This window comes from Pedobacter sp. (assembly GCF_035317785.1).
Taxonomy (GTDB): domain Bacteria; phylum Bacteroidota; class Bacteroidia; order Sphingobacteriales; family Sphingobacteriaceae; genus Pedobacter.
Map to the genome: position 1 here is coordinate 1 of NZ_DATHGC010000203.1, position 15852 is coordinate 15852.

7 protein-coding genes and 1 pseudogene are annotated in these 15852 nt (G+C 46.4%); 3 read left to right on the top strand and 5 right to left on the bottom strand.

Annotated elements, in window-relative coordinates:
- Positions 1 to 572: alpha-L-rhamnosidase C-terminal domain-containing protein (locus tag VK541_RS12220; protein ID WP_324370432.1), on the top strand; the 572-nt coding region annotated here is incomplete at its 5' end.
- Here the strand turns inward: VK541_RS12220 and VK541_RS12225 are convergent.
- On the bottom strand, positions 562 to 1884 hold the full coding sequence (locus VK541_RS12225) for a DEAD/DEAH box helicase (protein ID WP_324370436.1): 1323 nt from the start codon (positions 1882 to 1884) through the stop codon (positions 562 to 564). The genes VK541_RS12220 and VK541_RS12225 overlap by 11 nt on opposite strands.
- Positions 1885 to 2051: 167 nt before the next feature.
- Here VK541_RS12225 and VK541_RS12230 point away from each other — a divergent pair, with 167 nt between their 5' ends.
- Positions 2052 to 3977, top strand: a complete 1926-nt coding sequence (locus tag VK541_RS12230; protein ID WP_324370439.1) for a DNA topoisomerase IV subunit B — start codon at positions 2052 to 2054, stop codon at positions 3975 to 3977.
- Here the strand turns inward: VK541_RS12230 and VK541_RS12235 are convergent.
- From VK541_RS12235 to VK541_RS12245, 3 genes are read right to left on the bottom strand one after another with little or no spacing between them, the layout of a single operon-like run.
- Positions 3974 to 4975, bottom strand: a complete 1002-nt coding sequence (locus VK541_RS12235) for a YihY/virulence factor BrkB family protein (RefSeq protein ID WP_324370441.1) — start codon at positions 4973 to 4975, stop codon at positions 3974 to 3976. The two genes, VK541_RS12230 and VK541_RS12235, sit on opposite strands and share 4 nt — an antisense overlap.
- An 8-nt stretch (positions 4976 to 4983) precedes the next feature.
- Positions 4984 to 7308, bottom strand: a complete 2325-nt coding sequence (locus VK541_RS12240) for a BamA/TamA family outer membrane protein (RefSeq protein WP_324370443.1) — start codon at positions 7306 to 7308, stop codon at positions 4984 to 4986.
- The gene (locus tag VK541_RS12245) at positions 7292 to 12457 is read right to left on the bottom strand and encodes a translocation/assembly module TamB domain-containing protein (protein WP_324370445.1); all 5166 of its coding nucleotides are present in this window, start codon (positions 12455 to 12457) and stop codon (positions 7292 to 7294) included. The genes VK541_RS12240 and VK541_RS12245 overlap by 17 nt, the downstream gene beginning before the upstream one ends.
- 206 nt (positions 12458 to 12663) lie before the next feature.
- Here VK541_RS12245 and VK541_RS12250 point away from each other — a divergent pair, with 206 nt between their 5' ends.
- The gene (locus VK541_RS12250) at positions 12664 to 15489 is read left to right on the top strand and encodes a DNA gyrase/topoisomerase IV subunit A (protein WP_324370447.1); all 2826 of its coding nucleotides are present in this window, start codon (positions 12664 to 12666) and stop codon (positions 15487 to 15489) included.
- Here the strand turns inward: VK541_RS12250 and VK541_RS12255 are convergent.
- A pseudogene (locus VK541_RS12255) lies at positions 15486 to 15852 on the bottom strand (M1 family peptidase); the annotation flags it as partial. The gene VK541_RS12250 and the pseudogene VK541_RS12255 sit on opposite strands and share 4 nt — an antisense overlap.

Sequence of the window (15852 nt, forward strand, 5' to 3'; positions counted from 1 at the left end):
TGACAGCCGGCGATATTGGCTATCGTTATGTGCTGCGTGTGCTGGATGATGCGGGCAGGTCAGATGTGATCTATGACATGAACAGCCGCTCAGATGTGCCGGGCTATGGCTGGCAGCTGGCGCATGGTGCTACCGCGCTGACCGAATCCTGGCAGGCCTATGGTTTTGTTTCCAATAACCACTTTATGCTGGGCCACCTCATGGAATGGCTATATAGCGGAATAGGAGGGATACGTAATGCTAAAGGTGCTATAGCTTATCAGACCATAGAGGTCAGACCCCAAATAGTAGGTGACCTGACCAATGCCAGGGTCACCTATGAGTCTCCTTATGGTACCATCTTGTCCTCCTGGAAGAAAACAGGGCTTGAATTTGCGCTCGAAGTCGAGATTCCTGCCAATAGCAAGGCTATAGTTTATTTACCTGCCAGTGCCGATTCGGTTATTCTTGAGGGCGGGAAAGATATCCGCGGATCAAAGATTTTCCGTCTGACTGCTGTAGACAGCAAGCAGGTCAAAATCGAAATCGGCTCAGGTAAGTACAATTTCAGTGTAAAGATCCTTAAGAACTAGCCGGTCTCGACCTGCTCTTATTGTGCCATTTTCTGCCACCACCGCCACTGCCTGGAGTTTTCTTTGCTCCGCTGAGGTTGGGCTGTTTTTCTGTACGCTGCGGACGTGCTCCCCTTGAAGGTTTGGTCTTGCCTTTCGCTTTAGCTTCGGCAGCACCTGCCATCAGGCTTTGCCAGCTCATCGCGTAAGGGTGGTCTTCTGTTACCGGAACTTTAAGTCCGATCAGCTTTTCAATATCATCAAGGAATTCTTTTTCTTCTCCATCGCAAAAGGAAAGCGCTGTACCGCTCAGTCCTGCGCGTCCGGTACGTCCGATGCGGTGTACATAGGTCTCGGGGATGTTTGGCAGTTCGTAATTGATGACATGCATCAGCTCGTCCACATCAATACCACGTGCAGCGATATCAGTAGCTACTAAAATACGGGTGGTCTTTGCTTTGAAATTGGTCAGTGCCCTTTGTCTGGCATTCTGCGATTTATTGCCATGTATGGCCTCCGCTTTTATTCCCGCCTTGATCAGGTCTTTTACGATCCGGTCAGAACCATGTTTGGTACGGGCAAAAACAAGCGCAGTCTCAATGGTCCTGTCTTTTAAGATGTGCAGCAAGAGGTCCTTCTTGTCATTTTTAGAAACAAAAAAGATCTGCTGCTGAATTTTTTCTGCAGTAGAAGATACCGGGGTTACTTCAACTTTAACAGGGTTTTTTAAGATAGTATCTGCCAGGGTCTGGATTTCTTTTGGCATGGTAGCCGAAAAGAACAGCGTCTGTCTGATTGCAGGCAGTTTGGCAATGACTTTCTTGACGTCATGGATAAAGCCCATGTCGAGCATGCGGTCTGCCTCGTCCAGTACAAAGATCTCTACATCGCGGAGATTGATGAAGCCCTGGTTCATCAGGTCCAGTAAACGGCCCGGAGTGGCTACCAGAATGTCAACACCTCTGTGCAGTGCATCCGTTTGTGCTTTTTGTCCCACGCCGCCAAATATGACCAAATGACGAAGCGGAAGGTTTTTTCCATAAGCTTTGAAGCTTTCTTCGATCTGGATAGCCAGTTCCCTGGTTGGGGTCAGTATCAATGCCTTGATGGCCTTGTGTACCTTGGTATTTTCATGCGGCTTACTCAGCAGCTGCAGCATAGGAATGGCAAAAGCAGCAGTTTTACCTGTGCCGGTTTGCGCACACCCGAGCAGGTCTTTGCCTTGTAATATAGATGGGATGGATTGTTCCTGGATTGGGGTAGGTTGTGTATAACCTTCTGTTTGCAGCGCTTTTAAAATTGGCTCAATCAGATCTAGTTCTTGAAATAACAATGTGTTGTCTTTTAGTGATTAAATGAGGCGAACGAATATCACCCTGCTGCAAAGGTACATATAATACTCAGAGTAGAGAATTTTTAATCGGAATGTGTATTTGTTGAAACTTTGTGGTTGATTCAACTGCATTATTCGGTTATGTTTGTATTATACTCATTTACATCATGGCTGAACCGAATTATAACGAAGATAGCATCCGCTCACTCGACTGGAAGGAACACATCAGATTACGTCCCGGTATGTATATCGGTAAACTTGGCGATGGTTCTGCGCAGGATGACGGGATCTATGTGCTGCTGAAGGAAATCATGGATAACTCTATTGATGAGTTTGTTATGGGCTCCGGCCGCACGATAGAGATTACGGTGTCTGAGCATAAGGTGAATGTGCGTGATTATGGCCGGGGAATTCCTTTGGGTAAGGTGATAGACTGCGTGTCCAAGATCAATACCGGCGGTAAATATGACAGTAATGCTTTTCAGAAATCTGTTGGTCTGAACGGTGTGGGTACAAAAGCAGTGAATGCATTGTCAGCCAATTTTGTGGTACAGTCTTACCGTGACGGCAAAACCAAGAAAGTGGAGTTTTCCAAAGGAGAGATCGTGCTGGACAATGAGGTTATTGAAACCACACAGCGCAACGGTACTTCCATTACTTTTTACCCTGATGAGACCATTTTCAGAAACTACCATTACATATCTGACTTTGTAGAAAGTATGATCTGGAACTATGTGTTCCTGAATACAGGTTTGACAGTGAATTACAACGGGCAGAAATTTTTATCTGAGCGCGGATTGTATGACCTGCTGCACAAGGTCGCCGATGTGGAGAACATCCGGTACCCGGTGATTCACCTCAAAGGCAATGACATCGAGATCGCGATGACCCACGGACAGCAATATGGTGAAGATTACCACTCTTTTGTGAACGGTCAGCACACCACACAGGGCGGTACACACCAGGCAGCATTCCGCGAGGCGGTGGTAAAGACCATAAGAGAATATTATAAGAAAGAATTTGACGCCTCCGATGTGAGGTCGTCCATTATAGCGGCTGTTTCGGTACGGGTGCAGGAACCTGTTTTTGAGTCGCAGACCAAGACAAAGCTGGGTTCTCAGAATATGGGCCCCGAAGGACCTTCTGTACGTACTTTCATCAATGATTTTGTTAAAAAAGAACTGGATGATTACCTGCATAGGCATGCTGATGTTGCGGATGCACTGCTGAAAAGGATCATGCAGTCTGAGCGGGAGCGCAAGGACATTGCCGGTATTAAGAAGCTGGCCAACGACCGGGCAAAAAAAGCTTCTTTGCACAACAAGAAACTGAGGGACTGCAAGGTACATTTCAATACCAATCATGATAAGCGCTATGAAACGACGCTATTCATTACTGAGGGAGATTCGGCTTCCGGTTCCATCACCAAATCAAGAGATGTGGATTGCCAGGCAGTCTTTAGTTTGAAAGGCAAGCCTTTGAACTGTTATGAACTGACCAAGAAAGTGGTTTACGAAAATGAGGAGTTCAACCTGCTGCAGCATGCGCTGAATATTGAGGACGGATTGGATGGCCTGCATTACAACAACATTGTGATCGCTACCGATGCCGATGTGGACGGGATGCACATCAGACTGCTGATGATGACTTTCTTCCTACAGTTCTTTCCTGACCTGGTCAGGGCGGGACATGTTTATATTCTGCAAACGCCTTTGTTCCGTGTACGCAATAAAAAAGAAACGATCTATTGCTATAGCGATGATGAGCGTAAAAAAGCGATAGAGAAACTTGGCAATAAACCGGAGATCACCAGGTTTAAAGGATTGGGAGAGATCTCACCTGATGAATTCGGACTGTTTATCGGTAAGGACATCAGGCTTGATCCTGTGATCCTGAAAGACCAGACCATCAAAAGCTTGCTGGAGTACTATATGGGTAAGAACACGCCCGACAGGCAGCAGCACATCATCAGGAACCTGAGAGTAGAAAAAGATACCGTAGAAGCATTGATCTCTGCAGATGAGGATGCCGCAACAACCGCGGTGGTACATGATGTAGTAGACGCGGATGAGGATCTGGCGGAATCGGCTTAAGTTTCGGTTGGTTTATCCACTTTGGTATCTTCCGGGTGCTGAGGAGGCAGTACGGTTACTTTTTGCTCCACCACTACGATCTTGGTATGTACGGCATATTTGCTTGGCGTGATTCCCTTTGCATACCGCTCCGCATAAGCTTGTGTAAATTCTGCTCCAAAATACAGGATAATCGCTGTATAGTAGATCCATAAGAGGATGACAATGATGGAGCTCGCGGCCCCGAATGCTGAGCCCGGATTGCCTTTTTCTATATAGATGCCAATGGCGTATTTACCCAGACTAAACAGCAATGCGGTAAATAATGCGCCCACCAGCGCAGGCTTCCATTTCAGGTTTACATCCGGCAATACCTTAAATATGATGGCGAAAATACTGGTCACAACCGCCAGGGTCAGGGCATTGGTCACAATGAGCATCAGTAGTTCTGAGACCTTTTCAATGCCTATTTTAGTAGCATAGCCTTCCAGTCTGCCTCCAATACCTACTACTATACTATTGATTACCAGTGAAACCAGCAGCAGAAAGCCGAGTGAAGCGATCATAGAAAAAGAAAGGAGTCTATTTGTGATCAGTTTTTTCCAGCCTTTTTTTGGAACTGCCTTTACTTTCCAGATCAGGTTGATGCTGTCCTGGATCTCGATGAAAATGGCCGTAGCACCTACGATCAGGGTTACGATCCCGATGATCAGTCCGATGGTGCTTTTGCCTGACAGGTTTGCATTGTTTACAAAGCTCCTGAGCTGATTGGCGGCATCAGCACCTACCATTTCGCTGATTTCGCCAAACAATTTGGTATTGGGGTCCATGTTGTCACCCAGGAACAAGGTTGCTGCAGAGATCACGATAATGATCAGCGGCGTTAAAGAAAATATAGTATAATAGGCGAGAGCGGCGCTGAGCTTCATTACGCGGTCTTCCATAAACCCTTTGCCCGCCGCAATGAATAAGTGGGCAGTTGCTTTTACAAAATGAGTGGCTTTCTTTAAAAATGTCATGACCAATATTAAAAAGGATATCCTATGCCAATATTATAAATTAAATTCTCTTTGCGCCAGGTACTGCTGCCAAAATCAACCTGGTCTATGACCCAGCGTTTTCCTGGTTCCAAATAAGGTTTCCGGATCGGGAAGGCAACATCTAATCTGATTACAAAAATGGTAGCATCGACACGGAGGCCGGCTCCTGTACCAACGGCAAGTTCGTTCAGCGCGTTTTTGAATTTGAACCCTGAGCCCGGCTTGCCGAGGGTCGCAGGCGCATCGTCTGTCGCTGGGGTGCCTTTATCTTCTTTTCTGAGCCAGATGTTACCTGCATCTGCAAATAGGGCGCCATGCAGGACACTTACAATTTTAAACCTGAGCTCTGTATTCAGCATCGCCTTGATATCACCTCCCTGATCGGCGAATTCGGTATCAGACATCTTGTAGGTACCTGGTCCTAAGGCGCGTGCACGGAATGCACGGATGTCGTTGCTTCCCCCGGCAAAGAACTGGCGTACAAAAGGCAGTGTGTTGCTGTTGCCATAAGCGTAGCCATAGCCCAGGTTAAGCCTGTTTGCCCATACTACATTGCGGGTCAGTTTGTAGTAGTTCCGCAAATCTGTCTCCAGTCTCACAAACTGAGTCAGCGGTGTTTTTAAGAAAGATTTATTCCCATCTGCGTCTTTACCTACAAAAAGGCCCCATACATTGCCGCCTGTTTCCAGGCTTCCGTTAAAATAGAGGTTGTTCCTTCGCTCTTCCTCCATTTGATTGGTGTAGGTGAAGTTGTAGTTGCTTCCTATGATGAATTGTTTTTCAAGGGCGCCTCTGAGACCAATCCTATATAAACTATCACGCTGTTTAATGTCAGTAAATTTTGATGGCTGGACATAGTTGATAGAGATCGGATTAAAGGTGTGCTCCTTGTACTTGCTTTCTTTGAAATTATAACCGTATTCACCTTTGATGGAGTTCAAGCTGTACAGGGAGCCCCTGCTCAGCAATTGATAAGAAGCAGACACGATCGTTTTTGGTATAAACGCATTGGTACTGTTGAACCTGAAAAACGGAATAATGAAGCGGGGAAATGTCAGTTTGCCCTCCGTCGTAAAGGAATAGGAGTTGAGGCCTTTGGACTGCCCGCTGACCTGTGTTTCAAAGCCACCGCTCACACTCACATCCAATTGCTCGGCACCCCTGAACAAATTCCTGGTGGTCTGTGTCAGCTTTACTTCAGAACCCACAAAGTTGTTGGACTTGCTGGTCCCTGTGACGGAGAATGACAAAGAGTTCTTTTTTAGCGGGGTCAGGTAAATGTTTAGGTCAAGCTGGTTGTTTTTAAAACTATCCAGCGGGAGAAATTCAGCCTTTACACCCTGAAAGACCCCGATGTTGACCATCCGGTTTAATGATTGGTTGTGATCTTTTCTGTTGTATAATTCATCTTTCTTAAAGAACACAAGGCGGTTGAACACCCATGGTTTGAAGGTGTTCCTGTTGTCATAAATATTAAAATCATTGAACTTCACCGGTTGGAGGCTTCTCAGTGCAGAGTCCCGGCGCAGACTATAAGTAGGGTAGATGTTAATGTTATTGATGGTATAAGGTTTCAGCCCTGCATCCGGCGCGATATCTTTTACTTTTACGGTGATATTTACCAGGCTTTTGCCGATGGTACTGTCTACCTGCAGGATGAGATAATCCGGGCTAAAATAAAAATAGCCGTTTTCCTTCAGGTCATTGTCAATCCTGATCCGCTCATTCTTATAGGTTTCCAGATCGTAAAAATCCCCGACTTTCAAGAGCGTCTTGTCTTTGTTTTGGTTGACGATATTGGCCAGATTGCCGCTGTCTTTGGGGAAAGTGATGCTGTTGATCTTGTATCGTGGCCCGGTCAGCGCAGTATAAATCGCCTTTGCCCTTCGGTTCTTCACGACCGTGTCGCCCGTGACTTCCGATTGCAGATAACCCTGACTAATGAGGTAACTGGTGAGTACATCATTGTTGTATTTCAGCTTGACATCACTGAGCAACACGGGTGGCTCACCGACTTTGGTGCGTAGCCAATGCTTTATACCTTTGGGTTTTTTCGGCTCACCCGCTATGTTATAAACCCAAAGCTTAAATTTCAATCCGAGGATCGATTTATTAGGACGTGGCCTGGTCTTTTCTTCGAGTGTGCCCTTTACCGCTTTCTGGTCATCAATTTTTCCGGTCGAGTCTGGGTTGATCTTTACTTCAGCACCCGTATACAGGTTTTGTCCCGGTTTTAAATAGCGGGTATTGCTGCAGGCAGCCAGCACCGCACATAAACAAATCAATATAAGAGGTCTAATTAGTTGTCTCATTGGTAGGTTTTTGTTCTAATGCTTCTTTATTCCTGTTTTCCTGCTCGCGTGCCTCATTCTTCAGCCTTCTTTCTCTTCTCTGTTCCCGGGTTTCTTTTTTCTGGAAGATCTCCCTGAATTTATTGTAGTCTACCACGAGGGCAAAACCAAGACCCGTTTCAATGATCTGCCCCTCTATCACGCCCTCATTCTGGTTGCGTCTGTACGCCCTCAGCCTGTACCGGCCGTCTGCCGAAAGGGCATATTCCACATTCACGTTTCCGGCTATATTTGTCGATTTCTGGTTCTGATTGGCCGGGCCTTCCAGGCCAAAGGAACTGCCGACGGTTACGGTCAGCCGGTCGTTCAGCAGTTTTTTAGATAAGCCTACTTCAAGATCCGTTTTTTGTTCCAAAGATCCGGTAGAGTAATCTTCAGACGAGTTGACGCCGAAGTTGATGTCCACTCCCTGTATCAAATCAGAAGCGAGATTATTCAGCTGCTCCGTCAACAATTTGCTTACACTGGAGCGGGCAAGTGTAGATACGCCACCGCCGCCGCCAGCCAGGCTTTGAAATGGATTGTCAGCGATGAACCTGTTTAAAGCCAGCAACGCAAATACCTGTTTGTTCAGTTCACTTTCATCCCTGTTTACCTGCAATAACTTAGTATACACACGTCCTTCAAGTGCGCCCCTTTCATTTTCCGGCAGGTCCAGCCTGAACGATATTTTTGGTTTCATCAGTTCCTCCTTCATCATCAGGTAGACCTGGATTGGTAATTTTGTTTTCGCCTGCATATTTTCGGCCTCATTCAGCAGGTCTATCGGTGCAGCATTTACCTCGTAAAGTGCAGTAAGGTCTACATTGGCGGACATCGGGTCGCCGGTCCAGACGATATTGCTTCCTTTGACCAGTTTAAATTCTTTTTTACCAAGTGGGCCTACGGAAAGGTTATATGAGCCATCAGTGATCTCATATCTTCCTGTCAGACTGGTTTTACTCGGATCCATCGTGGCCACCAGGTTGGCTTGTCCCCGTACTTTCAGCGCATCACCATTTGAAGGATCAACCACGATGTTCAGTTCAGCTTCCGGGTCTATGTTAAGCGTAGCGCTCAGGGTCATTCCCTGTATGGGCGACTTAGTGATGCTGTCCCCGTTCAGTGCTTTCTGCCCGTTATAAGGTGCAGCATCGGCATCGATAAACTGTACGATTCCTTCCTGGTCTATCACCGAAGGATCGTCCACCGGTAAAGCAAAAAAGAATTTAGTCCCCTTTTCCACGGTGATGTTCATGTCTACATCGGGCTGGTTCAAATCTCCTCTTACCTTAATGTTGCTGGTCAGATAGACGGTACCATAGATCATGTCATTGTCCTGGGCGGTGGAGTTTAGCGCACGGAAATTGTTGGTCCTGATGTCCATGTTGAACTTAAAGTTCTGGTAGTCAGTGGTCTGTATGCCGCCGTCTATGATCGCTTTTCTGCCAAGAGAATCGAGTATGGTAAAATTATCAAAATTCACGCCCTGCTCGGTAAAGCTGATGGTTTCGTCAGGCATCCTCAGGTAGGAATTGACATAAGCAGCGGTAAATGCCACCTGCTTGAACCTCAGGTCCCCAATGACTTTGGGCGAAGCTATTGCACCTTTTACAGTCATTTGTCCGGTGATGGCGCCCGAACCTTTTTTGATCTGGCCCATGGACAGGCTTTCGAGTTCCTTCAGGTCCAGCTTGTCAATGTTGACCGTCAGGTCGAGCGCATTTTCTGTATTGGTATAATAAAATCCGTTCACCCTCAATTCGTGCACTCCGGCCAAAGCCACATTTATTTCGTAGGCATTTGCGGTATTGTTATTGACCGCCACACGAAGCGTGCCCAGCTGGTCTTTTTGATAGCGGAGCTGATCGATGGTCAGGTTGGCCTCAAACTTCGGCGTATCCATGAGCTCTTTTGCGTCAACCGTGCCGTTGATGATCCCGCCCACCAAAGCACTGTCCTGCTCTGCAAATTTGGTCAGGGTCTCTATCCGGAAATCTTTAAACTGCACTTTTACAGGAGAATTCGGCGTTTTGTCCGTGCTGTTGATGCTCAGCAGCTGGTTGCCTTTGCTCAGGTTAAACTGGTTGGCCAGTATGCCTGATTTACCAAATTGCAGGTAATTTTCAGGGGAGATGGCCCATTTCTCATAATCGAGCAGCAGTTTGTTGGGATCCAGCGAAAACTGATAGTCCTTATTGATCGACTTAAACGTGCCGCCCAGCACATACCTGTCTTTACGTTTACTGTCCCTCAAAAATACGTTCACACCCAGGAGGTTATTTGCGGCCTGCCCGCTCAGTTCGGTATTGTATAGTGCTATAGATGAACTTTGGAAACTTCTGATCTGTAATTTGTAGTCCAGCTGCTGGTTTTTGTTGTTCACATCCAGGCGTGTGCTGTCCACTTTATAATCTCCGTATACCACCCTCGGGAACCAGGCGCTCATCTGCAGGCTGTCTTTTTTGGTGTCAATCAGTCCGCTCATGGTAGAAGGGGAGAAGGTGCTGATCTCCGGGACAAAGTTTTTAAGGAATTTAGGATTGTGCAGATTCACATAAAACCGGAAGCGCTGATCAGGAATTTTAGTGACCTCGCCAAATTCATAATACTTATTGATCTGGTTGATGAGTGCGCTGCCCAGGTTGGTCAGCTGGTACTTGCCATCTACTTTTACATTGAGGATTTCGGAGTTGAGCGTAAGCAGATTATGGTCGGCAGAAGCTTCAGAATGCACATCAATGGTGTCCATATTAAACTTCTGGCCTTCTTTGACCAGTTGCAATCCGCGGATACTGACATCACCGTTAAGAAAGTCGGGGTCAGCTGTTTTGATATCGGCAGTAACCAGTCCGGCAAGCCTGAATTCGGTTGTGCTGAAATTGAGCTTCTGCAGGTCGACCTGTACCAGGTTCATGTCCGCTTTTACGGCAGGATATTTACCGGAAATGTCTACAGCAGCACTCAATTTAAAATTGGCATTGCTGTCGGCCATATTGCTTTTTAGATTCAGCTTTTCATTTGCGTAATCACCACTTACATTGAGTAGTTTATAGGTATACTTGTTGTATTGTGCGCTGACGATCTGTGCATTGAATTTTGCCGCGGCTTTTTTAGCGTCCAGTCCGGTTCCATTTACAGTTGCTCTGGCCGTGATCCTGCCTATGGTGGCCTGCTGCTTCAGCAATTGCCCCACATTGAAATTGTTCAGGTTTACATTAGCGCTATAGCGCTCTCTGCCTTTAGGCCCGCTCATTTTGGCTACGAGTTTGGCGGCGCCCATATCGGTGCTGATATTAAAGCCCGTGGTAAAGTTGGTCATCGAACCTTTGAAGATTCCGTTGGTGGCGATCCGGTTTGGCAGTTCTATACTTGCCGGCAATGATTTTTTAGGAATGATGACCAGCAGATCTTTTTTGGTCAGTGCAAACTTCCTGATCTTCAGGTCGAGCACCGTTTTATTGATATCCGGCAGGCCTTTGGCCGTTCCGCTGATGTCAATCTGCGTACTTTTTAGCCCGCTGACCTGCAGTTTGGGCACCACCAGATTGTTCAGATAACCCCTTGCACTGGCGCTGACCCTTATTTTTTCGTTCCGGTAGTTTGGAGGTATGGCATCACTGAAGTAGGCCGCATCTTTCAGTCCGATCACCGTATTGTTCACCGTCATGGACAACTTCACCCGTTCCGGATGTTTGGTCAGGTCGTCCATTGAGGTGTAGTTGAGCTGTGTGTTATTTTCAATAGAAGTATTAGGGGTTTTGACCTTAAAGTTTTTGACCCTGATCTCTTTCTGGGTATAAGCGACATCACCTTGCAGCTGGTTAAGCTGGAAACCGCTCTTCTCTTTAAATGTTCCCTCTTTTACGTTCACTTTTATTCCTGCATCGCTGTAGGATATCGCCTCTGCGAGCAGGTTCAGGTCAGCAAACCGAAGGTGGTTAAAATCCATACCTTTAGCCGTCTTAGTGCCAAGGTTGTCAAACTGTACGTTGTTTTCAGCGAGGGTCACACGGCCTACCTCGAGGGAAAGCGGGTCAGATTTAACAACAGTGTCCCTTTTAGCAGTTTCCGTTGATTTCGGGAGCGCTTTCATGGCAAACAAAATGTTTGACCTGCTGAGTTTGGCATCGCCGAGTGAATACTTGCCATGGAGCACATCGGCAGCCAATTTATTCATCGACAATTCCGTCAAAGCAACATTGGCCTTGTTGGCCGTCGAATTGAAATTGATCTTTGTGTTGTTTATCGTGGAGGCTTCCACCTTATAATTGCTATTGGTCAGGTCCACAAACAGCTGCTTGAGGGCGAGTTGGTTTAAATTTATATCTGCGTTCATGCCCGAGATCCGGTCGTCAAAAGCAATCCTGATGTTGCGGAATGCAAAATCCTGTACTTCGATCAGCGGCAACTTGCCGGATTCCGTTTTTGCGGTGTCTATACTTTTTTCCAGGTGTTTCGCCAGCTGGGTCAGGGGCTTTTGCTGCAGGTATTTCACCGAGGTATTGCTCAGTGCCAATGTTTTGATCACATAATGCTGCTTATCGAGATCAAACTCCCTGAGCTTTGCTTTAAATTCACCAAGGTGCAGCTTCAGGTCATTACCGGCTACATCGTCCCGGTAGGCGATCCCGATGTCTTCAAAATTTACCTTGTCTATAGCAAACTTCATGGTAGAGGTGGAGTCCTTTTCTACTTCCTCTTCCGGTTTTTTCTGCTCAGACATAAAAGCATCCACCAGGAAAGAAAAGTTAAATGAGGTATCCGGATCAATGCGGGTTACATTGGCCCTTATCTTTTTCAGTGTAATGTTGTTGATCTCTACCTTATTGTCCAGCAGCTTAAAAAGACTGATATCGACCGACAGCTTTTCCGCATACAGCAAAGTGTCCTTCTTTTGGTCTTCGATGTAAAATTTGTTCAGTACAATGTCCTTGGGAAGGGCAATTTTAATGCTTTCCAGACGCACCTCTGTTTTTGTTTTTTTCTTCAGATAGCTGATGACCTCGTCTTTTACGAAATTTTGTACAAAGGGGATATTCAACGATAACGCAACTAAAACCACCAGAAGGACTACACTGGCAATTATCCAAAGCAGAATTTTAAGACTTTTGCGTATATATTTATTCAAGTGAAATAGTTTGAGAGATTTATGATATAATTTTAACAACTAAAACCATGCCATCCGGGTCAGAAAATATGTTTATTCCATATATCTACAATCCGTGCAAATGAATTGTTTAAAATCCCTTCAATTTCTTAAAGAACTGTTAAAAACTTCTGTTCCTAAATTTGCTTTCATCCCTTATATTTACAGAATCCAAACCCCTTTTTTTGATGAGTGACGAAATAGAAAATAACGTAAACGAAGAAAATACGCATACCGTAATCCCTATTAACGGGCTTTACGAGAACTGGTTCCTCGATTACGCATCCTACGTAATTCTAGATCGTGCAGTCCCGCACATCAACGACGGCCTGAAGCCGGTTCAGCGACGCATTATGCATTCGCTGAAGGAAATGGATGACGGAAGGTTCAATAAAGCGGCCAATGTGATCGGAAATACCATGAAGTATCACCCGCATGGCGATGCATCCATTGGTGATGCAATGGTGCAGATCGGGCAAAAAGACTTGCTGATCGATTGCCAGGGAAACTGGGGCGATCCGGTTACCGGAGACAGCGCTGCTGCCCCGCGTTATATCGAGGCACGTTTGTCAAAGTTTGCCAATGAAGTGGTCTTTAATCCGGATACGACCGACTGGCAGCTGAGCTATGACGGTCGTAACAATGAACCCATTACGCTTCCTGTTAAGTTTCCCTTGCTGCTGGCACAGGGTGCTGAAGGTATTGCTGTAGGGCTGGCCACCAAGGTGATGCCGCACAATTTCCTGGAACTGATTGATGCTTCTATGGAAATACTAAGGGGCAACAAGCCAAACATCCTGCCCGATTTCTTTACAGGCGGTATGGCCGATTTTTCTGCTTACAATGAAGGGATGCGGGGCGGAAAGATCAGGGTCCGCGCCAAGATCACCGAAAAAGATAAAGAGACACTGGTCATTACCGAGATTCCTTACAGCACGACCACGGGATCTGTGATCGACAGTGTGCTTTCTGCGAATGACAAAGGGAAGATCAAGATTAAGAAGATCGAGGACAATACCGCGGCCCATGTAGAGATCGTTATCCACCTTGCCCCGGGTATTTCTCCGGATGTGACCATAGACGCATTGTATGCCTTCACCTCGTGTGAAGTTTCCATATCACCCAATACCTGTGTCATTAAGGATGATAAACCCCAGTTTTTGAGTGTCAATGACATCCTGACGCAAAATACCCAGCACACAAAAGCCCTGCTCAAACAGGAACTGGAGATCAAACTCCATGAACTCCAGGAACGGATCTTTTTCAGCTCGCTGCTGAAAATCTTCATCCAGGAAGGCATGTACAAAAATGCGGACTACGAAAACTCCAATAATTTTGACAGGGTGGTCGAGGTGCTGAACCGCTTGTTTGATCCGTTCAAGCCAAGCCTGTACCGGGAGATCCTTCCGGAAGACTTCAAAAAGCTGATCGATAAGCCGATGAGCAGCATCACCCGCTTTGACGTTAAAAAAGCGGATGAACAGATGAAGAGCTTAAATGACGACATCAAAGTGGTTAAAAACCATTTGCGTCACCTCACCGACTATGCGATCGCCTGGTTCCAGAGGCTCAGGGACAAATATGGTAAAGGACGTGAGCGTAAAACGGAGATCAGGTTGTTTGACCGGGTAGAGGCTTCTAAAGTGGCACTGGCCAATGTGAAGTTGTACATGAACCGCGAGGACGGTTTCATCGGTACCGGTCTGCGTAAAGACGAGTTTGTCGCCGACTGTTCTGATATTGATGAAATCATTGTGTTTCGTGAAGACGGCAAGTGCACCATCACCAAGGTGGCTGACAAAACTTTTGTAGGCAAAGGTATCCTGCATGCCCAGGTATTTAAGAAAGGCGATGAGCGTACCGTTTACAACATGATCTATAAAGATGGTTCCAGCGGTGTGTCTTACATCAAGCGCTTTGCTGTGGTAGGAGTAACACGTGACAAGGAGTATGACCTGACCAAAGGAAGTAAGGGTTCCAGAGTACTCTATTTTACTGCTAATCCTAACGGTGAGGCAGAGATCATCACCGTACAGCTTAAACCGCATACCAAGCTCAAGAAATTGCAGTTTGATGTGGACTATGCAGAGATCGCTATAAAAGGCCGCGGTTCACAGGGCAATATTGTTTCCAAGTATCCTGTCAAAAAGATCCTGCTGAAGAGCAAGGGCGTTTCTACGTTATCTGGGCTGAAGATCTGGTATGATGAGCTGCTGCGCAGGCTGAATGTAGATGGCAGGGGCAAGTACCTCGGGGAATTTGACGGGGAAGATAAGATCCTGCAGGTACACAAAGATGGCTGGTACGAACTGAGTACCTTTGAGCTGAGCAATCACTTTGATGCAGATCTGATCCTGATCCAGAAATTTGATCCCGAAAAACCTTTCACCGTGGTTCAGTATGAGGGTAAGGCAAAGAACTACTTTATCAAAAGGTTTGTCTTCGAGCCCATATCTGTGGGTAAAAAGGTAAGCCTGATCAGTGAGGAGAGTGGCTCTAAATTTCTTTACCTGACCAGCAACCCGGCCGCGGTACTAACCGTTGATGTGCTCAAAGGTAAGACCCAGATCCCCGAAACTCTGGAAGTGGTGCTGACAGAATTTATCGATGTAAAGGGGATCAAGGCCAATGGCAACAGGCTGACCCAGCATGAAGTTAAAAATATCAGCATCACCAATAACGAAGAACCGGAGGTCGCTGAACGCAGTAAAGTCACTGCGGTCGCAGAAGAACCGGAGACTGAAGAAGATCTGACAGATATTGTTGATGAAGAACTGATCGATCCGGCACTGAATAAGGATGCAGACGATGAGGAAAAGCCATTGCCTGAAGCATCCGCAGCTCTTGATGAAGAGGAGGAAACACCGGTAGCTGAGGCTCCTCCTGCCCCAAAACCAGCGGAACAGCCGAAAAAAACATGGTCAAGCCCGAAAAAAGCAGATGACATTAAACTGGAGATCACCAATCCGGATGACCTGGATATTGACGACAAAGGGCAAACTAAGCTGTTTTAGTTTTTCTTTCTTGACTCCTGCATTGGATTTACCCCGGTCGAAGAGCCCCGGATCACTTCTTTCTGCTTGAAAAGCTCAAACCTGGAAGGCGCAAGCTTTCTGGGCCAGGCATTGTTGTTTTCATCGATATCCGCCGTTTCCCGGTAGGGGTCAAGCTGTACAGAAACTACTTCCTTTTCCTTGGCAAAAACCTTGGTGACCTTGTGCTCATCCATCCTCCAGATATAAGCCGGAATCCTGTCAGTCTCTTTGCTGCCATCTTTGAAGGTCCACTCAATGATGACCGGCATGACCAGGCCGCCTACATTGGAAAGGCTCAGTTCATAAAAGTTCTTCTTGCTTTCGTACAGCTTTTTCTCCTCA